The following is a 22,198-nucleotide window of genomic DNA, read 5'->3' as shown; positions in this document are numbered from 1 at the left end:
AAGTTCCAATACGAATGATGCCAGCAGCATGATTGCAGGCTGCCGGCATCACCCTTTCCTATCTACTATTTCTGAGATTTCTTTTCTTGTTCAACCGCTTTGTCGAGCAGTTTTTGCATTTTCGGTTGTTGCTGCTTCACATAGTCTGCCGCTGTAATCTTGCCATCCAACACCGGCTGGATGTCCGTGAAGAACAGGTCATACCATTCCGCATTGTACGTGTAGTTACCTGGCAGAGCCCTGCCGTAATCTTCAACGATATCAATGAATTCCTGTTTGTTGGCTGGTTTCGTGGATGTATCTTTGGCCCACTCGTCTGCCATATCAAGCAAGTTGGGAATTTGTACCTTGGCATCTACCAGTTGCTGCATGCCTTCCTTCGAAGCCGTAAGGTAGTTCACCAATGCTGCTGCTTCTTCTGGATGTTTCGTTTTCGCGGATACTCCGATTCCCAGAGATCCAATCCACGTTGCCGATTTGCCAGTCGACCCCGCAGGGAAAGGCAGCAAATCATAATCGAAAGGTAATTTCTCAAATGTACTCATATCCCATGGACCTACAGGGAAGAAAGCCATTTCACCTTTCATCCAGCGTTGGTACGTATCCAATGTTTGCGCTTCCTCAATGGAAGGTGTAATTTTGTATACATTCTGCATATCCGCGAAGAACTGCAGTGCTTCAGCGAATTTTGGATCATCAATCGTTACTTTTGTTTTGGTCTCATCCAACCAATCTCCACCGTTGCTCCATACAAAGGATTGCAGTGCCCACTGTACGTTGAATCCAGTACCGTATACATCCGGTTTACCATCTCCATTGGTATCCTTGGTCGCTTGCTGGTTCACCTTGATGAACTCTTCCCATGTGTATGGTTTATCCTTGTCAGGGAGTGGAATGCCCTCTTTTTCAAACAACGTTTTGTTGTAGCCCAGTGCAAATGGCCCCAGATCCTTCGGCATACCGTAGATATCACCTTGACCTGCCATTTGGCCGTCATAACGATACAGGTCCACGCCGTATTTCCAGATATTATCGAGATCAACATCCGGATTGTTTTCAATATACGAAGTGAGGTTCATCAGCACATTGCTGTTCACATACGCTTTCACGTCGCCCGGATTGATATAAAATACGTCAGGCAAGCTGTTGCCTGTAATTGCCGCTCTGAGCTTGGTTGCATATTGATCCGCAGCCGTTACGATAATTTTGACTTTCACACCCGGATGATCTTCTTCGAATTTCTTGACCACCGCTTGGTATGCTTTCTGCTCGTCTGTACCGCCGCGGAACATAAATGTTAACTCCTTGTCCCCACTTGCACCGCTGCTTCCACCGCAACCTGCGAGTACCAGCGCACTTACCAGCATAAGAAGCATAAATGTGACCCAATTCTTTTTCTTTACCATCTGAACCCCTCCTGATCTGGACTTGTAACCGTATTCAATTGGATGAAATAAGATTTCTGTTGTTAAATTTATCAAATCCAGATCACTTTAGTCAACACTTTTATAAAACATTTTATATTTATATAAAATAAATTAGTATTTCGGCCAGCCACTCGAGTCCCAAAGCAAGTCATTAATCAGCAATTTCGGATTGCCATTATCCTCTGCATCATAGGCATGTCTTGCGATGACATTGCCGTTGTACACGTCCTGACCACCTGGACCTTTCCACTTCACATTGCCTGTATCCAATATCGTTCCGCCACCATTCAGCATATTAACTCCGTTTTTGTCCACATAAGGGCCTGTTATACTGGTCGAACGTCCATAGACCATTTTGTAGGTACTGTTCACCCCTTGGCAGCAAGAATCGATGGAAGCAAACAGGTAATAGTAGCCGCCACGATATACAATACTTGGTCCTTCAATAGCACCTCCGTTATTCGGGCGCGCAGCAATGGAAGTTATACTTCCCGTCGGTTTCATCGTGTTTTTGTCCAGCTTGACAATCTTCAGACCACTCCAGAAAGAACCAAAGGCCAGCCATGGATTGCCTGAAGCATCAATGACCAGATTTGGATCAATGGCATTATAATTATTGGCGGTCGTGGTTTGAAGCACCAATCCTTCATCCTTCCACTGCCCTGCTCCAATGCTGTTCGCAGACGCAAGACCAATCGCAGACCGATTGGAGCCAAAGGTGGAGATTGAATAATAGAGCCATACTTTTCCGTTATACTGCTCTACATCCGGTGCCCATACATCCAATCCGCTTTGTCCCGGAACGGCAGAAGCCCACCAGGATGGCTTACTTAAGAAGATCTGTGGAACACGATACCAGGACGATCCATTATCGGATTTCAATACTTGAATGCCCGGGCCGGTTGAAAAGGTGTACCAGGAATTGCCCTCTTTGATAATCGACGGATCATGAACAGCGGTATCTCCGGTCAGATTCCAGAATGCCGCCAAAGCTTTTGACTGACCTGCCAGCAGTAATACCATCACAAGTAATGCCGGTAACGCCAACCGTTTCCACTTAAACCTCTTCACATTGCTTAACTTTTCCAAACCAACTCCACCTTTCCTGTTCAAATGGTTAATTAGGTTCATGAAGTATTGAATCAATTTAGGTATAATAGGATTATAAAAGCGGTTACATTACATTTCAATGGTATATTTCAAATATATGTGAACTGATTAACACTTATTTTAACCGGAATAGTGGACAAAATATAGGTTATATTCTCGTATTTGCGCTATATACAAGGGTTTTGGCTTCTATTTCTCCACCCTTCCCTTCCATGAGGGAATGATTTATAATTATCTGAAATAAAACATATAAATGTGCAAATGTCTGTGTCGAAGACTTTGTTCAGAACGGGGAAAGGAAATCCACCTATGATTTATATTAAAGATCTGATGTCGGGTGTGAATATCTTCAAAGCGCTCAGTTCGGAAATCCGGATTCAGATCATCGAGCTGCTGGCCAAGAACCAAAGTCTTAATCTCAATGATCTTGCAACCAAGCTGGGACTGAGCAATGGCGCCATCACGATGCATATCAAGAAGCTTGAAGAGAGCGGATTGATCGAGATCAACACCGCCGTTGGCAAACATGGAATTCAGAAGATATGTTATCTCAATGAGGAAAAATTGATGGTTGATCTGCGTTCACAAGAGATTAACAATCGTTATGAGGTGGAAATTCAGGTCGGTCATTACAGCGATTATCAGGCCGCACCTACATGTGGTCTCGCTACCCGGGACAGTATTGTTGGAGAGTTCGATGATCCGCGGTACTTTGCTGATCCACTGCGAATTGATGCGGAGATGATCTGGCTGGCTGAAGGTTATCTGGAATATCGGATTCCAAACTATCTCAAACCCAATCAGTCCTTTAGCGAAATTCAGTTGTCGATGGAACTGGGATCGGAGGCCCCTGGCTTTTGTGACAATTACCCTTCGGATATTTACTTCTATGTCAATGGGATTGAGATTGGCTGCTGGACAAGTCCGGGGGATTTTGGCAATACACGCGGTACCTTTAATCCGGAATGGTGGCCTCCGCACTTGAATCAGTACGGCATGCTGAAGCTGATCCGGATTACACAGGAAGGCAGCTATATCGACGGATGCCGCATCTCGGATGTGACGCTGGACCAGATTGGGCTGGATTACAAAAGCGATATTCACTTCCGCATTGCAGTTACGGACGAACCTTTGAACAAACGGGGCTTAACGATCTTTGGTAAAAACTTCGGAAACTATGGACAGAATCTGCTCGCTCGGGTTCTCTATAACGTGCAAGAAGAGTAGAGCCGTCTCTGACTATTCACTCGATATGAAGTTCGATCGATCTGCTAACATAACTGTTCAACACAACAACAATCATGTGTCTTCGAAAGGGTGCTATCCAGCACTCTTTTTTGTTTCATCACACCGAATAACTTGTCCAATCATGTTGGAACAAAACTTACTGCATGATATGACCTCCTATAGACCCTGTGTAATCCTCCATGTTGTTTACCCTGGCGTGATATAATAATGGCCTGTAATGACAAAATGGAATAACGGGCGGGGATACCTTTTGAAATTGGAGCGATTAATCTCAATCATATACAAACTGCTGAACCACGAAGTATTGTCTGCTTCCACCTTGGCGGAAGAGTTTCAGGTGTCCCCAAGAACGATCTATCGGGATATTGATGTAATCTGTGCCGCCGGCTTCCCGGTCGTCTCCCATCAGGGACTCAAAGGTGGCTACGGCATGATGGACGGATACAAGATGGATAAAAGCTTGCTCGGTTCTTATGATGTGGATTCCCTGATCACGATCCTGAGCAGTCTATCCACAGTATTCGAAGATGCACGTGCACAAGGCACGATTGAACGTCTGCAAACGATTGGACCGGAGCATCAAACCTCAAGTCTGTCGGTGGATCTGGAGACACGCCGAACAGAACCTGATGCCCTTCCTCATCTGCGTAAAGGTATTACGGATCATCAGGTTGTCCGTTTTGACTACATCAATACAAAGAATGAACATACACCCCGCCATCTGGAACCGGTAAAATTACATTTTAAATATCGTAATTGGTATGTATATGGATTTTGCCAGACACGGCAGGATTATCGCGAGTTCCGACTGTCCCGGATGATGAACGTGCAACTGACATCGGAACACTTCCAACCCCACCTTGAGCTTCCCCAAGAGACGGTTGTCTCAGATCCGTCATGGCAAGATCAGGTAAGTGATGTGGTATTTCGGGTGAACCCGGAAGCGCTCGCGGAAGCCATGGATCATTTTCAACAGGCAGATAAGCAATTTCACGAGGATGGAAGTATGACGATGCGTATCCCGGTTCATCAACCGTTACAAGCCAAGTGGTTATGGTCGTTTCTACTTAGTTTGGGAAGTGGCGTCGAGGTGCTCGAACCGATTGAATTACGAGGCATTCTGAAAGAACAACTTCGAAACGCACTTAAGCTCTATGAAGAAGTATGACACGCTGTTGTCATACTTCTTTTTTTATAATCATCTCAGTAAGTTAACCCAATCTATAGCCAAATTAAAGGAGACGATCATCAATGAATCATCCGGAACAAATGTATAACTACCACACATGGGCCAACCAAACCATCCTGGGCAGAATCAAGGAACTGCCCTCCTCTGTCCTGAGTCAGGAAGTGAACAGTTCATATCCAACCATTGCTCACGCACTCAGCCATATCTATACAGTGGATAAGATGTGGTACCTGGTGTTAACTGGCACCGGTATGCCCGAGGCACTGCAAGCATGCATACCACTCAATAGTGAAATTTACGGTTCTGTGGATGAGTACATCCAATGTTTTACCGACCTGTCGGCACAATACAGTGAGTGGTTACGAGGCCAAGCTGATCTGGAGCAAACCATTCTACTCGATAATCCATTTGCAGGAGTTCGTGAAACCAGCTTATCGGACATCGTAATCCATGTGGTTAACCACGGAACCTATCATCGAGGCAATGTTTCTACCATGCTGCGTCAATTGGGGCATGCCTCCATCATGAATGACTATTCACTCTTTTGGTATCAGGAACCGGCTCAGGTATAGTTGACAATCGGATGGAAAATGTACATTGTATCCCCATGACGTCGAGGGATGAATTGAGAAATTGGTTGCAGACGCATGGAAAAGTCGAGAAATCTTGCTGGGTAATGATAAGCATAAAACCCGTGCCAAATACCCTGCTGTATTTGGACGTGGTTGAGGAGTCGCTGTGCTTTGGCTGGATCGATGGATTCAAAAAGAAAATATCCGAGACTCAATTAGCACAGCGATTATCGCCTAGAAGGAAACGTAGCTCATGGACTGAATTGAACAAGGAACGTGTCCGTCGTCTTGAAAAGTTGGGCTTCATGCATGACGAGGGGAGAAAGGTTCTTCCTGTTATGGACCCGAGTGCTTTCATTATTGATGGTGTGATCGAACAAAGGCTGAAAGAAGACCATCAGGTTTATGCAAATTTTATGGCCTTTCCTACCCTGTATCAGAACGTTCGGATCGATACGATCCAAAGTGTGAAGAATCAGCCAGCACTATTCCAGAGCAGATTGGATAAGTTCATAACCAACACAAAGGAAAATAAAATGTACGGTCAGTGGCATGACAACAGACGGCTCTTGAACCATTGAATTTTCCCTGAGACAGCAGACAGGACCTCCATATGAGGAGGCCCTGTTTTGGTGTTTTATATTCGATCAGGTATTAATGAGTCTGCCTGTATGTTTTGGGAGACTTGCCAAAAGCTTTCTTAAACTGGCGGGTGAAATAATTACTGTCGTTAAATCCACATTCATACGAAATTTCCGTGATGGACAGATTCCCGTTTTTCAACAAATGACATGCCTTCTCCAGACGCAACTTTTGCAGATAAGAGATCGGGGTCATCTGATAATAGGATCGAAAAATCCGATTCAGATGCCTTATTGAGATATTCGACTTCCCCGCGATATCCTCTAGCGACAGTGGCTCCAGATAATGATCTTCAATAAATGAAATAGCATTTGCCAGATGCATCAGATTATTACCTTCGATCCCTTTCTCCTGCGTATCATATTGCCTCGACAAATAAACAACCATCTCCGTAAGACGTGAGATCAACATCGTCTGATACCCTTGCTGTTTACTCTGATACTCCTCAATCATGAACGATATCAGCGATTCTACATACTCCAGACTGGAAATGGATAACGCCAATTTACTCGGAAAGGAGTGAATATTACGATAAAACGGTTCCAAAACAAACAGCGCCTGGAAGCCGTTAGATTTTCTCAGATCGGGCCCAGCCAAAGCAAGCATCTCGGGACTGAACATAATGTTACAGATCCTAAAATCATGAGGGTCTTTATACGCATGATGGGTGTCGCCATTAATCACAAATGCGTTCCCTTTTTTAATAAAAAATTCCTCGGTGTTCACCACATGGGTTGCATGACCACTCAGAACAATCACAAGTTCCGTAAAGTCCACATGATTATGAAGCTCCATGTCCTCAACATGTCCACCGTACTGAATAAAAAACGGAAATTGTTGATGGTCTGAGGTAAACCATCTCAAATATGCATTACTCAAAAGCATTCCCCTCCGCGAACATAGTTGGGTTGAATGTCTATATCATGCTATTCCAAGACCGAAAAATCAAGGTTCCATATACTTATAAGCGTTATAATTCGCCTTGTAGCAGGGATTTTCAATGTGTCCAGATTCATACTAAACTCTCACAATGAATAGGAGTATATCATGATGAAATATACCAATCCGGTCATTCCGGGGTTTTATCCAGATCCAAGTATCTGCCGTGTGAACGAAGACTATTATCTGGTAACCAGTACCTTTGAATATTTCCCTGGTGTGCCCATCTTCCACAGCAAAGACCTTGTGAACTGGCGACAGATCGGCCATGTCCTCACAACAACTGAGCAACTCCCTTTAGCGAACGCGGGCAGTTCTGGCGGCATTTTCGCCCCAACACTCCGGCACCATGATGGCTGGTTCTACATGACAACAACCAATGTCAGCGGCGGCGGAAATTTTTATGTACGTAGTGCCCAGCCCGAGGGACCATGGTCTGCTCCAATTTTTGTTGATCAGGGTGGCATTGATCCCTCTTTTCTCTTTGATGATGATGGACGTGTATACTTTCAAACTGCTTGTAATGGCAATGAAGGCGAGGGCATCTATCAATCTGAGATAGACATCACGACCGGAGCCAGACTAACCGATAGTCGATTGATCTGGACTGGAACCGGAGGTGCAGCCCCCGAAGCTCCCCACATGTATAAAATAAACGGACTCTACTATCTGATGATCGCCGAAGGTGGAACCGAGTATGGTCATATGGAGACCATCGCTCGGAGCACAGAGCCATACGGACCATTTGATCCGTGTCCTCATAATCCGATACTGTCCAATCGGAGCATGAAATCCAGCATCCATGCAACCGGGCATGCAGACCTTGTCCAGATCCAGGACGGAAGCTGGTGGGCCGTATCTCTTGGTATTCGTCCAGCAGGTTATCCCATGCGACACCACCTGGGACGCGAGACCTTTCTAGCACCTGTCACTTGGACGGACACCGGTTGGCCGATGATCGGTGTGGACGGACATATTGAGCAGGAGATGACTGGGCCTTTGTTGACTGAGCACCCTTGGCCACCTCAGGCTATACGGGATCATTTTGACGAACCAACTTTGGACATGAACTGGATCTTCTTACGGAACCCGGCTCCGAATAGTTGGACACTCACAGAAAATCCCGGGCAACTCATCCTGCGGGGTCAGCCGGTTTCACTCGATGATGGAGGAAATCCAGCCTTTGTCGGACGTCGCTTGAGCCATTTCTTATGCAAAATGGCAACCGAGCTGCGTTATGAGCCAAATGCGAACGGTGAGGAAGCTGGACTAACCTTATTTATGAATGATAAATATCATTACGACTTGGCTGTAACACAGATCGACGGTCAGAAGAAAATCGTATTGCGGCGAACCGTCGGCTCTCTGCGAACCGAACAGGTGCTTGACTGTGACACGGGGCCGGTTGTATTACAAATCAAGGCTGACCGTAATCACTTCACGTTCCTCTATCAGCAAGGTTCATCCGATGCCATCGAAGTGGGTTCTGGAGAAACACATCTGTTATCTACCGAAGTGGCAAGTGGTTTCACAGGTGTGATGATCGCCATCTACGCTTATGCTCCATCGGGGGAGTGTACGCCTGCAAGTTACGATTGGTTTGACTATGAACCTCTAGACGAATAATCGTTTAACTCCTATATTCAGTAATAGAAAATATAATATATGATCAGCTGAAATTATCCCCTTAAAGTAGATACTCTTTGAAAAGCCTTGTGTGGTAGCATAAGGAAATGAGTGAACTTTGAGGGGATTTTGCTATAGCTATATCTTTCTTACGGATTGCACTGGAATTTATAAAAGAACCATTGCTTTATTAGAGAAGTTCTCCTAGTATTTTTAGAAGGAACACCCCAGCAGCTCCCATCTTGGCAATAACTTCACTGCCCATATGAGAGCGCTATCGCTGCAGCACTAAGATAAACGGGAGGTTGCAGATATGAAATGGAATCACTTCAAGTCCAAGCTTCTGTTTAAGTACACCCTATCCTATATCTCCATTTTCCTTATCCCTCTTGTTATTTTAACCATCATTATTTATCACAACGCTGTGGACACGCTCCGTTCAGAGATTGAACAGACCAATGTCAATCAGCTCACTCAAGCCAAAACTGTCATTGATGATCGCATGAAAGAACTCCAAGACATCGCTTTTCGCATCGCCTACGATGAGCAGTTAACGCGGTATTGGACCCACCATCCGTACTATAGCCGGGAATCCATCGGCGCATTGGTCAAATACAAAGCCACCAGTTCCATTATCGATGAGTTATTCCTGTTCTTCCGTGAAGATGATAACATCTATTCTTCTCAAGGTTCTGAGAACCTGGATGTATTCACTGGCCGCTACAAATTTACTACGTGGAACAAAACAGACATGATCCGGGATTTGAATAACGTACAGTCCCCCACAATACGTCCAGCGGAGCAGGTCGTCCAAGGAACCAGAATACCCAATTCCATGCTGGCCTACCTTGTACCGATTGCACCTAACAATACGCCCGCTCATGGAACCGTCATGTACTTGATACACGAGTCCAATCTGACGGGCTTAATTGATTCCATCCTCAGCGACTATCACGGGATGACTTATATTTTCGATAATTTCGGGCAAGTCCTGGCAGCCAATTACAAGGGAGAAATCATATCCGAACAGGAAGTTAACGCTCTGTTTGCTCTTGAATCCGGCACGCACAGCATCTCCTTAAATCAAGAACCACATTCGGTTGTATCCGTTAAATCGGATGCGGGTTGGACTTATGTAACCGCTATGCCCAGCAACCAATTTTTTAGCCGAATCGTTCATATTCGCACCTTTGTTGTTCTTGTTTTCTCCTTCATGGTGGTGATGGGCACATTCTTCGCCATTATGTTGGCCCGAAGACAGTACCATCCGATTTCAGACTTAATGGAGTTCATTCGGTTGAAAAATGATCCTGCTCCATCCTCCACCACCAACGAGCTGGAATGGATCAAGAAAACACTGCATGATTATAGTCAGCGCGTAGATCTTCAGGAGCCCTATGCTCGCAATCATATTTTGCTCATGTTGCTGAAGCACGGTCACACCGGAGATTTTCCCTCTGAGTTTACGGATAAGCTTGGCATACGCTTTAACCGGTCCCATTATTTTGTCATGATCATGGGCTGGGAAATGCATGCTTTTCCTATCGGTGATAACCCCGAGCAACCTACTGTCATGCAGCTGATGAACGATGTGGACCTGCCGGAGTTGTCTGCATATGCTTACGGCGTAGAGCTGCCACAGGCAGACCAATTGGCCCTTATCGTGGGATTCGATGCCGAAATTGGGCATGAAGGTAGCCTGAATATCCGTATGGAGCCTATTGTTGAAAAACTGCAATGGATGGTGACAGAACACACCGGGGTCGCGCCCGCAATCGGGATAGGCAATCGGTACACTTATCCGAAACAGCTGAATCAGTCCTACATTGAGGCCTCGACCGCTCTGGAAGCATCGATGCTACATGGACAGGGCAGGAGTACATACTTTAACGACCTCTCTGGTTCCGATGTACAGGATTCCTCCTTCTGGGTCCCTAAGGATGTGTTATTAAAGCTGGTTCAGAGCTTAAAACAAGGCAGCTATGATGTGGCGGTTCAGATGGTGTCAACTGCGTTGAATACCCTGAAATCCGAAATGCCATCTGTACCGCTGCTGCGTTGCATCTGCTTTGATATTCTGAATACAATGCTCAAAACCGCTTCGGAGCTTGGAATCCATCATGTGGTTGATCAACTTCCAAGGATCACTTCCTACGACTCGTTAGAGGATTTGGAGAAAAAACTGACAGGCCTTGCCGCCGAAATCTGCGCCCATGTCGAAGCGAAGAGTGAGACGGAAGAAAGCTCTCTTATGGATGAAATTGTTGCTTATATCGATGCTAATTTCTCTGATTATGATCTCAGTTTAGGTACGATTTCATCGAAATTCACGATCTCTTCATCCTATTTCAGTCGTTCTTTCAAAGAAAAGATCGGCATGAACTTTACCCAATATATCTGGCAGAAACGGATGGATGAGGTCATTCGACTACTGCTGCATACTACCGATCCGTTAAAAGATATCATCACGCGTGTCGGTTACCTGGATACACCAAACTTCATCCGCAAATTCAAAAAAGAGACGGGTTATACCCCAGGGCAATACCGTAAAATGCACCGTCCCAATGGCTCCGCCGATTCTCCTGATGATGATGACGAGGAATGTATTGGATAAATGGTGATATCGTCTAACATGTGCCTGATTCATTAGACCAAAACAACGCAAACAAGGGCCGTCCTATACGTCATGCTCATAACGTATAGGACGGCCCCTTCGTATGTTTTTAGTCCGTAGACATAATCTGATTCGTCGCGGCTGGCGGCCTTATCCGATTTTCCCAGCCGGAAGAACCTTCAGTCCTTGATGCACTGCACCTAGCAAACGGTGAGTTGGATCACAGCCGTACTCCCAGAACATGATCCCGGCCAGACCTTGATCCTTTACGTAATCACATTTGCATTGGATCGATTCTTCATCATCATAAGATATGAGGCTGGACCCATTAAACAAAAACGGTGCACAGGCTTCTTCATCCCAATAACGGGTGTAACCATTCTTGTTAATGTACTTCGCTTCCAGCTCGGCAAATGACGGACCGTAGCCGCCTGTGCTGCCGGCCATTTGATGGAGTCCGTGGTTTCGGTCAGGAACCTCAGTCCAGATCCGGGAATAGAAGGCAGCTCCAATCACAATTTTCTCCTTCGGAACGCCTGCGCAAATAAACAGGTTCACGGAAGCATCCGTACTGATTCGAAACAGATCTCCTGTTGGCGTGTACAGATTCGTATGATGTCCGGTCAGAACCTGAAAACCACCACGCATATCATAGGTCATCAACTGCACGTAGTCCAGGTACTGCTGCACCTCAGCCATCTCTGTACCATCAACGTAGTATTGATCAGCCCCTGCTGCAATGGTGAGCAGATAATGACGGCCATCCTCTTCTCCCTTGGCACTCAGTGCCTCCCGCATCGTCTTGAGAAGTAAAGTGAAATTCCGTTTATCATCTGGGCTGGATGCGATACCAGCTTCACCGTAACAAGGATATTCCCAGTCCAGATCGATCCCGTCAAAAGGATATTCCTCCAGCGCCTTAACCGCTGATTCAGCCATGCTTTCCCTCCCCGCCTGGGTTGAGGCGGCTTCGGAAAAACCGCCAGCGCTCCATCCGCCTACAGACAACAGCACTGTAAGATTTGGATGCTCCCGCTTGATGTTCTGGATCACATGACCGTTTTTTAGATGCTCGGTTGTTATTGCATCATTCTTGACATGTCCGAAGGCTACGTTCAGATGGGTTAACTTCAAGAGATCCTCATGTGTCATGTCGGGAAGAACTGAATCAACAGCATAACCCGCAGCGATATATTTCGTCACTCTCTTCACTCCGATCTGTTCAATGATTGAGATATCGCAGCAGCAATCTGCAAGGCTTCCTTCCCGGTACCAATCTTGTACCCAGAAGCCGAATAACGAACTTGATGCTGAGTATCCATCACGAACAGATGCGGATAACCTGCTTCATGAGCCGCAGGCTTCGAATTGAAGCCTGACAAGGAAGCATAACTGGAATCTCGTACAAAAACCGTGCGTACAGGCAGCTTTGGATAACCAGCAGGGTCAAAGGCAGCGTTCCATTCCATATCTCCGATTATGAGTACGATTGGTATACCCAGCTTATCCAGCGGCTCTGCCAGCTCGCACAGTTCACGAATCAGATGTTTGGTCGGTTCCCGCTCCGGTTCAATCCAGGCAGCAATGGCACCCTCAGATCCCAGAAGTTCCTCTAGTTCTACCTCTGAACCATCCAGACGGGTCAGTATACTTCCTGGTGCCAGTTTACCCAGTACAGGAATATCAACCTCATTCTCGCGATAAGACAATACAACCTCAGTGGTATCTCCGGCGTTCACGGTAAAGTAGACGAATCGTACTTTTGCCGTTCCATCTTTCAGACGAATGCCTGTCGTTAAGCGATAAGCTCCTGCTTCAACCTCATATGGCTCGCTATAGACATCCGTACTGCCATAAGGATAAATCAATGTCTTGTAGACGCCATCTTTCAGACGGGCAAACGAGAAGTTTTCGAAATAAGATGCCGCAGGTGTGTCCTGCGAAGCTTTTATATACCTATGAAGTTGGAGCATTCCCCAGCTTGTGCTCTCCTGAGTTAGAGGTGAGGTGAGACTAAACACTGCATCCTCCCAGCCTCTATCACTTAGATACTGTGGTTTCTGTGCGCTCGGATGTAATCGGGCCGGAATATCCAAACTGCGACATACAGCCACAAACAAAATATCCAGCGACTGAGAGTCTCCCTTCATTAGACTAAACGTCCCTATTGGATTCCCTTTGCCTTTTAGATTAGGAAGATCGTCATAGTATTCATATTGCTGTTCCAGCATTCGGGCAAGTGTCGAGGGATTCTCCCTGAACGCTGCTACTTCATCTGCCGAAAAGGCATTCTGGAATACACCTCGATAAGGGACCAGCATCTCATAGGAGATCCGCGGACACAGGATGTAGCTCACGAACGTATCTTCCGCCCATGATCCTTGCTGCGAGAGCGCACCAATCAGATGATCATCCAGCGTCTGTCGAAAAGTATCAATTAAATCTTTTTCATTCATCGACTCCAGCAACCGGAGCGGCCACTCACCGTATAGATTGGAACGTTCCTCTAGGAAAGCTGCAATTCCCCGGCTGTTCCCCCGTGCCTTGCGGAGAACATCCCATACACGGACCGAGGGCAGTCCAACCTTTTTAGCCAGCGAGACAGCTTCCTCCTCACTCAGGAACGTGTCCTCATACTCGCTCCGGGTCTGCGCTCCTTCCTCCAGACGACGATTATGAATCTCAATCTTTTCTTCCTGTAATGCAACCACGATCTCTCCTTCCCTTTCCGGAGGAGGAACCATATCGAAATCTGCAATCCCTGTAGGCTGCTCTGACGAGTCCAGCACAAGCTCTATAACCTTATTTTCCTGAGCCTTGAATAGGATTTCACTCCACTTGCCGCCGCTAACCGCACGAATCAAAAGGTCACCACGGCCAGTCTTAAAGGTCGCTTCCCCTTGTGCATCCGTCCTAATCTCGGCAATCGGATAGAATTCAGCCGTATTGTACAGCTCAAAGCGGACGCTCGCTTCGGGTACGGGAGCTCCCTGCTCATTTTTCACCTTCACATAGATGTTGCGTGTGGGCGCATAGTTCTCAAGCAAATTAATTTCCGTATATCCCTTTTCGGAGAGCGTAATATCCTCTGGTCCGGGATAGTCGGCATAGATCCTCGTATTAATCAGCATGGCCCTGCGGGCTGGCGGGCTGAACCACCCTTGATTCAGACGGGCTTCCGGCTCGCATGCACCGATGTAATACCATTGACCATCTGCCCAGGCTTCTACCCAAGCATGGTTACTGTCACAGTGAGCCCAGCGCGGTGTGTAGACCTGACGGGCAGGTATACCGATGCTGCGAAGAGCGGCCACCGCCAGCGTGGATTCTTCGCCGCATCGACCACGAGCATTCCGGATCATCGTCAGCGGTGATATAGTGCGCAGATCGCTGCCAATATAGGTCGCTTTCTCATGACACCAGTAATTGGTCTCCAGAATGGCATCGGCCATGGATAAATTCGTTGTCCGCTCGGCTAATTCGTCATATATCAACCCGCGGAAATTTTCAATATTTTCTGTATTTATCCGATAAGGCAACACAAAATGAAGGAACAGATGATCCGGAACACGTTCTCCCCAAGGCACACGTTTGCGGATGTCCAAAGCCTGGCGCACATGGCTCAAGAACAAGTCCCCGTTATAATCAGCCATGTCGTTTACCGGCATATAGGCATAGATATACTTCAACGCCCAAGTCTCTTCTTGTGTTAGCTCTTGCTGAAAAATATGAAACAACTCCGATTTGCGGGCCTCTGCAAAACGCACCTTCTCCTGGAACTTTTGCTCGATTCTCTCCAATGACTGTGCATCAAGGGAAAATACCAAGGTTTGGCTGGTCATTGCGTTATCACTCCTTCCACAGCTTTCCGTCTTCCCGAATACAGATCAAGGCCGTTCCGTCCGAAGACGACGCAGTAATCTGGAACAGGCTGCGAGTCGTTTCAATAACAGGCTCACAGCTCAACGATTCCTCACCCATAAGCAGCTTCACATCCTGTGTAAATTCACCATGGGTTTCATAATAATTACGTTCACGGTAGTAGAGCTTGCGAAGCTCCCATTTGATTCGTTCGTCTTCAGGCAACTCAAACGACTGATCCGTTCCGTCATCCGAGAATACAACATAACCCCATAACTCCGGGTAATGCATGTTGATAATACCCATAGGTGACCAAACCCAGTTGTCCTCCGGATAAGATTTACCCGTATCTGGATTCAGCACCTTGCGGTACTCACCGTCCTGTACCTCGGTTTGCCACTCCACACGCGAGAAGTTGACACGCCAGAACTCACCCGGCGCAGGTGGACGGCTTCCTTCGGCACATTCCTTCAGACTGGCCCAGGGAATCGCGACTTCCACGCTCCATTTCCGATTCTCTGCACCAGGTCTGTTCAGTTCCCCATCGATATATACGGCCGTCTTGAGACCGCTGATATCCCAACCGTTAACCGGAGGCCCACCATCCCGATAAGGCTTCACTAATAACAGGTCCCATACCGTATTGAGCGCATTGATCTCGAACTCATAATATTGATGGGAATCCCCGTCGGGATCGATAAAAATCTCGAAGTCATTGTCATAAAAAATAACGGAATCACGTTCAGTCAGGGTAGCCCAGATCTGATCTTCAATCAGCTCGGCAGCAAAATAGAAATAGTCGTCATCCCACAGCATTTTTACCCGTGTCTGTTTCTCTGGCTTCGGACGAAGATCACCTTCAATATCAACGAAATCCTCCGTCCAATGAGCCGCATCCCAGAATGCCTTATCCACACGACCGTCTAACACCAACGGTTCCTGCGCACGCTTGCATATATAATGTTTGGGAGCATACTCAATCCTGGGTTCTGGCACTCCACTTCTGTTCATGTCACTCTCTCCAATTCGTAAGGGAGGGCATGCATCTACCAGCACACGCCCTCCCCGTAATGGTTAGTTATGGGTGACAACGGCTCCAGAGCCGCCGTACATTTCCAGCTCCTCATCAAATTCGAGCTTAAGAACGGTCACCTGTTCATGCGTGTCCTCCGGGGTCATCTTGATCCACGTTGTCCCCGGGATATTGAACCAAGGCACGCCCCCATGAATCTCATGATTAAGCTCTTTGCCCGAATGTAGCACGGTAATTTTCTTGATCGGATTGCAGAGACCCTTGATGCACACATTCTCTTTTGGATCGTCATACACAAACAGGTACAGCGTCTTTCGATCCTCGGATACGGTGCTTCCCCCCAGATAATAGCGAGGCATAATGCCTTCACCCGTACCAAAGACGGCCTCTTCATGGGTTCGGATCCAAGCTCCCAGTCCAAGCAGAATATCCTCCTGCCTCTGATCGATGGTGCCATCTTCACGCGGACCGATATCCAGCAACATATTACCGCCCATCGAAATGCAGTCGCAGAACATTCGAATGATCTGATTTAACGATTTGTATTTATGATCTGTTGGCACATAACCCCAAGATCTATTGATCGTGGTGCAGAATTCCCAGGGTCCCTCCGGTCTTGTGATCGGAATGCCTTGCTCAGGCGTTTTGTAATCCCCATAACCTTGAAGGCGGGAGTTGATGATGATATCCGGGTTAAAAGATTGCAGATAATGCTTGAACTCCGGCAGATTCCACTGCTCGGCACTCCGTTCCCAGTCCCCATCAAACCACAGCAGATCCACCTTTCCGTAATTTGTTAAAATCTCTTCCAGTTGATGGTTATTAAATCGCAGGAACTTCTGCCACTTTTCCTGAACTTGAACGCCGTCCACAGGACTTGAGTGCCGGTTGACACTGCTGAGATCCTCAGGCACTTTTCCACCTTCATACACGCTAGGATAATCCGGGTGTGACCAATCAATGAGTGAGTAATACATCCCTAGATGAATGCCCTTTTCCCGAATCGCTTCCGCATATTCCTTCACAATGTCCCGATTCGCTGGTGTCTGTTTAACAACATTGAGATCACTATATTGCGTATCCCATAGAGCAACGCCGTCATGATGCTTCGTTGTTAATACGGCATACCGGGCACCAGACTTCTCAATCAATTCCGCCCACTTCTCCGCATTGAATTCCGATGCCGTAAAACCATCCAACTGTTTCATATATTCTTCATAGGATATCCTGCCATTATAGAAGGACCAGGATTCCGCAACCCCGTCCACCGCATAGATGCCATAGTGAATGAATATCCCCAGTTTGGCTTCTTCAAACCATTTCTGCATAACGGTTCACACCTCCCGCAAGAATTCTTATATGCGAAAAATTTAATGCAGCTAACAATATTGAAGCTAACTGCTCTCTTTCTGCATGGGATGTACCTCGATAGGCTTTATTGCCCCGAATTCCAGCGGTCATATGCCCCCTGATACAGTTCGATGATACGGTAACTGCCCATTTTTTCCATCTGTGCAATGTACTTATCCCAGTTCTCAAGTGGTTCCTGGCCGGTCACAAACTTCGCTTCCATCTGTTTAACGTACGTATCCAGGTCAGACAATAGAGCGGTTGCTTCGCTTTGCTCTTCATTCGTCAAATAAACGTTAGGAAATGGTGCTTTTCCGATAGGTACCAACTTCTCTTGATTTTGCGTGTCAATCCACTCATCAAATTCGGTGCGAAGACCCTTCGCTACATCCGGATCATTAATACCCGGTGTCAAGATACCAAAGTTCGGCGTGATTTTACCCCGGTATTCCTCACGATCACCGCCGCCAGGAACGGGGAGCCACTCTTTCACGTGATTTTCCTTGTCTTTGAATTTCCACAACACACCTTCCGGACCTTGATTGAACAGTGTCGCACCGTCATAGCTATATAGGTAATCGATCCATCGCATCGTCGCCTCGGGTGACGGGTTGCTGCTTGTAATAGCAAAGGTACCGCGAGCCGACATGCCCGGATGCTTGCCGTATACCGGAGAGTCTGCCACCTCGCTCTTCACGGGTGTCATCAGCGGATGATCCGTGCTAGGTTCACCACCGAGTGTGAAGTATGGATGGTAATCGTTGAACAGTGCAAGTTTGTTGCTTTCACCTTTAGCTTTTTTCTGATCACCTGTTTGAGAGAAGGTCTCATGATCCAGCAAGTCTTCCTTCCACAAGCGGTTCATGAATGTAAGATAACCTTTGTAACCTTCTTCTTGATAAGGATAGTGAACTTTACCGTCCTTATCGGAATAGATGCCTTCGTTGTACATTCCCCAGAAGCCGAAGAAAAACATGCGAAGATCATCAAGTTTTACAGAAGTAAGCGGAATTTCATCTTGCTGGCCATTGCCATTGGGATCTTCTTCTTTTACACGCTTGAGATACGTATACAATTCTTCCGTAGTCTTGGGCTCTTCTACGTTAAGTGCCTTCAAGAATTCCCCGTTGTACCACATTGGGCCTCTATACCACACGGCGGCTTTATCAATGAATGGGAGTGCATACATATGCCCATCAGGTGTTGTAAATGATTTACGGACATCCGGGTTCTCATCGAGAATCTTTTTGATATTTGGGGCGTAACCTTCGTCAATGTATTTTTCCAACGGGATCAGGATGCCCTGGCTACCATAAGTCACCTGTTCGGCTGGCTTGAGGTCCGCAGCATAGAACATATCCGGCAAGTCTCCGCTCGCGAAAACCAGATTTTTCTTCGTTTCAAAGCTGTCGATTGGTGAGAGCTGGTATTCCAGCTTGATGCCCGACAGTTTCTCCATTTCTTGCAGCACAGGCATGGTGCTCCAATCGGCTACGCCCGCATCCTGGGACATGACCTTTAACGTTAGCGTTTTGTCTACAATGGGGAAACCTTCCTTTTTGACCCCCTCTACTTTGGAGGTCGTGCCTCCATCTTCATTGGTTGAACCACAAGCTGCAAGCAATGTTGCGAATAAGGTGAGACAGAGTGTAATGGATGAAGCCTTGCGAAGCTTTTTCATAACAACAACTCCCCTTGTTTAATGTGGTATATGGATTAAGATCATCCCTTAACGGAACCGATCATAACACCCTGTACAAAGTAACGCTGGAGGAATGGATACACCGCAATGACCGGTAGGGTGGCAACAATAATGACAGCATATTTGACCAGTGCAGCGATCTCCGCTTTGGTATTCATCGCCGTTGCTGAAGACGTATCGATAGCGCCTCCCCCTTGAGCCGCCATTTCTTGAAGCACCAGAATCTGGCGCAGAAAGAGCTGCAGCGGGTACTTGGAGGAATCATTCAGATAGATCATGGCACTAAAATAGCTGTTCCAGTGTCCGACTCCATAGAAGAGCGCCATCACTGCAATGATTGGCATCGAAAGCGGGAGCACAATCTTGATGAACAACCGGGTGTTGGTACACCCATCAATATGCGCCGCTTCCTGTAACTCCTTGGGAATGGTCGATTGGAAGAACGTCCGGCATACGATAATATTCCAGATGGATGCAGCCCCGGGCAGAATAAGTGCCCACATGCTGTTCACCATACCAAGATCCTTGACCAGCAGGTAACTTGGGACAAGCCCTCCGCCGAAGAACATCGTTACCATAAACATCGCCATGAAGAATCCTCGTCCCACAAAGTCCGAGCGGCTGAGCGCATAGGCTGCCGGTAGTGTAACAATCAGGTTAACGATGGTGCCTACAACGGTATAGATAATCGTATTTTTGTACCCAATCCAGATGTTGGTGTTCTCAAACACCCGGGCGTAACCTTCAAACGTAATCCCTTTTGGCAGTAGCCACATCTCACCAGAGGCTACATATTTGGGATCACTGATTGAAGCACTGATGATGTATAACAGCGGATACAGCACAATGACGAGCGCTACCGTCAGATAGATGTAATTGCACAATAAGAACAATTTATCACTTCTGCTTTCTTTCACAGCGGATGACATGTGTATTCCCTCCTTTTACCACAGGCTGTTTTCACTGGTGCGGCGTGCAATCTGATTCACGGTAATAAGCAGAATCGCATTCACTACGGAGTTGAACAATCCCACCGCCGTAGAGAAACTGTACTGCGCATCGACCAGACCGGATCGATAGACAAATGTTGAGATGACATCGGACGAGCCCATGTTCAGCGGATTTTGCAGCAACAGGATTTTCTCGAATCCGACGCCCAGAATACTGCCCATATTCAGAATTAACAAGATGGTGATCGTAGGGATGATCGCTGGAATGTTAATATGCAAAATCCGTTTGAAACGGCTCGCACCATCCACCACAGCCGCTTCATGTAGTTGCGGGTCCACACCCGATAGAGCGGCAAGGTATATAATGGTGCCCCAGCCTGCACTTTGCCAGACTCCTGATAGTACATACACTGTCTTGAACCACGCAGGGTCCGTCAGGAATTGAGGTGCCTGGAATCCAAGGGCCTGTACCAAATTGACAATCATGCCTGACGAGGGTGATAAAAAGGTAATGATCATCCCCGACATCACCACGACCGAAATGAAATGCGGTGCATACGTGACGGTCTGCACCGTACGCTTGAAGAAGGAATCCTTCACTTCATTGAACGCTAACGCCAGAATAATCGGCAGTGGAAAACCTATAGCCAGCTCATACAAGCTGATGCTAAGGGTATTCCATAGTAAATCCCAGAAATAATACGAATTGAAGAAACGGATGAAATGATCGAATCCGACCCATGGGCTTCCTGTGACACCAAGCGTTGGGATAAAGTTTTTAAATGCAATTTGTATGCCGTACATCGGACCATAATGGAATATCAGAAAGTATAAAAAGGCTGGCGCAATAAACAGATACAACTCCCAGTTCCGAATCGTCCTTCTCCATAATTTATTTTTCTTGCTATTCGGAATCGTGTTTACCGTTAAGTTTTGCGTCGAGGGAGACTCCCCATTTAGCTGCATCAGTTGTTTCCTCCTTTTCTAATGAAAATCCGGCCGTTTGTGAGGAAGAGCGAAGCACTCCTTTTTTAATATAAGAAGGAGTTCCGAACCGCGTCTCCATAACGAGCGGCTCTGTTCCCCCTCTTAATTGGTAACGCTTACATACTGAGTTTATGGATCATTTTCGAATCCGTAAATATGCCATTTCCATCTTCACTTCTAAAATCACGGAATATACTGTTACAACAGGGGTTTACACTTTTGTTGCCAGCTTGTCATTGTCATTTCGCGGGTATAAAACATGTAGAATTTGACCTATTTCCCTCCTGTAGTTGTCATTGAGAGTTTCATCACATGAACTTGAAAGATGTCAGATCCGAACTTAGGTTAGAAAACAGACCTTAAAGTCAAAACCCACATATACGCATGGGACATGGTATTGATGTCTACAGCCATCATACTGAATTCTAAGGTTTGCAGGTTTCAAGGTTTTACCGACGTGATGAAATGTAATATTATCTATCATAGATCTCTCGCACACTACGAGCCTGTAATGGCTTGCCTTTATTCTATATTTCTCCTCCCTCTTTCGTATATATGTTGTTTTTATCTTTACCTTCAGGATGCATAAACGCTTGTAAACACTGGAAATACGGAGCCGTATATGTAGTTTTTGCACAAGGTGTGGAATCTGAAAACAGTAGATATTTCGGTAAAAGACCATTAAAAAAAGCCATTCCGCTAACACGAACTGGCTTTACATCCTAAGTAGATATCCATTTCTTTATAAAAAAGCGACAGGATTAATTACACTAAATGTAATATAAATAATCATATGAAAACCTGTGTACAGTTTCAACTCAAATCAGGACCACCCGTCCAACGGGTGGTTTGCTCTTGGGGTATAACCCCCTGTTGCCAAACTGCGCCTAAAGACGCTAGCCTGACAGCAGGGCTGTTCAGGCTCAGTGTTATTTGTCACTTTCACTC

16 protein-coding genes are annotated in these 22,198 nt (G+C 46.5%); 6 read left to right on the top strand and 10 right to left on the bottom strand.

The window, feature by feature from the left end:
- Positions 1-65: 65 nt before the first annotated feature.
- The gene (locus PAEAM_RS20040) at positions 66-1,406 is read right to left on the bottom strand and encodes an ABC transporter substrate-binding protein (protein ID WP_036611486.1); all 1,341 of its coding nucleotides are present in this window, start codon (positions 1,404-1,406) and stop codon (positions 66-68) included.
- A gap of 132 nt (positions 1,407-1,538) precedes the next feature.
- Positions 1,539-2,450 carry an arabinan endo-1,5-alpha-L-arabinosidase AbnA gene (gene abnA / locus PAEAM_RS20035; protein WP_076251708.1) on the bottom strand — a complete coding sequence of 304 codons (912 nt, stop codon included), beginning with the start codon at positions 2,448-2,450 and terminating at the stop codon, positions 1,539-1,541.
- A gap of 396 nt (positions 2,451-2,846) precedes the next feature.
- On the opposite strand from abnA, the gene PAEAM_RS20030 reads away from it, so the two are divergent.
- From PAEAM_RS20030 to PAEAM_RS20015, 4 genes are all read left to right on the top strand, one after another.
- On the top strand, positions 2,847-3,764 hold the full coding sequence (locus PAEAM_RS20030) for an ArsR/SmtB family transcription factor (protein WP_036668788.1): 918 nt from the start codon (positions 2,847-2,849) through the stop codon (positions 3,762-3,764).
- A gap of 271 nt (positions 3,765-4,035) precedes the next feature.
- Positions 4,036-4,953, top strand: coding sequence for a helix-turn-helix transcriptional regulator (locus tag PAEAM_RS20025; RefSeq protein WP_100528724.1), 918 nt, complete (start codon positions 4,036-4,038; stop codon positions 4,951-4,953).
- 83 nt (positions 4,954-5,036) lie between these two features.
- Positions 5,037-5,546: a DinB family protein gene (locus tag PAEAM_RS20020; RefSeq protein ID WP_100528723.1), complete on the top strand. Its 510-nt coding sequence runs from the start codon at positions 5,037-5,039 to the stop codon at positions 5,544-5,546.
- A gap of 11 nt (positions 5,547-5,557) precedes the next feature.
- Positions 5,558-6,127, top strand: coding sequence for a YdeI/OmpD-associated family protein (locus tag PAEAM_RS20015; RefSeq protein WP_100528722.1), 570 nt, complete (start codon positions 5,558-5,560; stop codon positions 6,125-6,127).
- Positions 6,128-6,200: 73 nt separating this feature from the next.
- On the opposite strand, the gene PAEAM_RS20010 is transcribed toward PAEAM_RS20015, so the two are convergent.
- Positions 6,201-7,073, bottom strand: a complete 873-nt coding sequence (locus PAEAM_RS20010) for a helix-turn-helix domain-containing protein (RefSeq protein WP_430214038.1) — start codon at positions 7,071-7,073, stop codon at positions 6,201-6,203.
- Between the two features lie 165 nt (positions 7,074-7,238).
- On the opposite strand from PAEAM_RS20010, the gene PAEAM_RS20005 reads away from it, so the two are divergent.
- Positions 7,239-8,753 carry a glycoside hydrolase family 43 protein gene (locus tag PAEAM_RS20005; RefSeq protein WP_100528720.1) on the top strand — a complete coding sequence of 505 codons (1,515 nt, stop codon included), beginning with the start codon at positions 7,239-7,241 and terminating at the stop codon, positions 8,751-8,753.
- Between the two features lie 313 nt (positions 8,754-9,066).
- Positions 9,067-11,367 carry a helix-turn-helix domain-containing protein gene (locus tag PAEAM_RS20000; RefSeq protein ID WP_036668778.1) on the top strand — a complete coding sequence of 767 codons (2,301 nt, stop codon included), beginning with the start codon at positions 9,067-9,069 and terminating at the stop codon, positions 11,365-11,367.
- 150 nt (positions 11,368-11,517) lie between these two features.
- Here the strand turns inward: PAEAM_RS20000 and PAEAM_RS19995 are convergent, their stop codons facing one another.
- The 7 genes from PAEAM_RS19995 to PAEAM_RS19965 all read right to left on the bottom strand — a co-directional run bounded on the left by PAEAM_RS19995 (position 11,518) and on the right by PAEAM_RS19965 (position 21,229).
- On the bottom strand, positions 11,518-12,570 hold the full coding sequence (locus PAEAM_RS19995) for a glycoside hydrolase family 18 protein (protein ID WP_100528719.1): 1,053 nt from the start codon (positions 12,568-12,570) through the stop codon (positions 11,518-11,520).
- Positions 12,571-12,575: 5 nt separating this feature from the next.
- Complete coding sequence (locus tag PAEAM_RS19990; protein WP_100528718.1) at positions 12,576-15,209, bottom strand: transglutaminase domain-containing protein; 2,634 nt, start codon at positions 15,207-15,209, stop codon at positions 12,576-12,578.
- A 7-nt stretch (positions 15,210-15,216) separates the two neighbouring features.
- Positions 15,217-16,239 (bottom strand): carbohydrate-binding family 9-like protein, encoded by a 1,023-nt coding sequence (locus PAEAM_RS19985; RefSeq protein ID WP_100528717.1) that lies wholly within the window; start codon positions 16,237-16,239, stop codon positions 15,217-15,219.
- Between the two features lie 63 nt (positions 16,240-16,302).
- Positions 16,303-17,589 carry an alpha-L-fucosidase gene (locus PAEAM_RS19980; RefSeq protein ID WP_100528716.1) on the bottom strand — a complete coding sequence of 429 codons (1,287 nt, stop codon included), beginning with the start codon at positions 17,587-17,589 and terminating at the stop codon, positions 16,303-16,305.
- Positions 17,590-17,696: 107 nt separating this feature from the next.
- Complete coding sequence (locus tag PAEAM_RS19975; protein ID WP_100528715.1) at positions 17,697-19,292, bottom strand: extracellular solute-binding protein; 1,596 nt, start codon at positions 19,290-19,292, stop codon at positions 17,697-17,699.
- 41 nt (positions 19,293-19,333) lie between these two features.
- Complete coding sequence (locus PAEAM_RS19970; protein WP_036668765.1) at positions 19,334-20,242, bottom strand: carbohydrate ABC transporter permease; 909 nt, start codon at positions 20,240-20,242, stop codon at positions 19,334-19,336.
- A 15-nt stretch (positions 20,243-20,257) separates the two neighbouring features.
- The gene (locus tag PAEAM_RS19965; protein ID WP_100528714.1) at positions 20,258-21,229 is read right to left on the bottom strand and encodes an ABC transporter permease; all 972 of its coding nucleotides are present in this window, start codon (positions 21,227-21,229) and stop codon (positions 20,258-20,260) included.
- Positions 21,230-22,198: the final 969 nt, after the last annotated feature.

Source organism: Paenibacillus sp. GM1FR (genome assembly GCF_002803315.1).
In the GTDB taxonomy this organism is placed as follows: Bacteria; Bacillota; Bacilli; order Paenibacillales; family Paenibacillaceae; genus Paenibacillus; species Paenibacillus amylolyticus.
The sequence above is the reverse complement of the archived record's forward strand: the minus strand, read 5'-3'. Positions and strand labels throughout refer to the sequence as shown.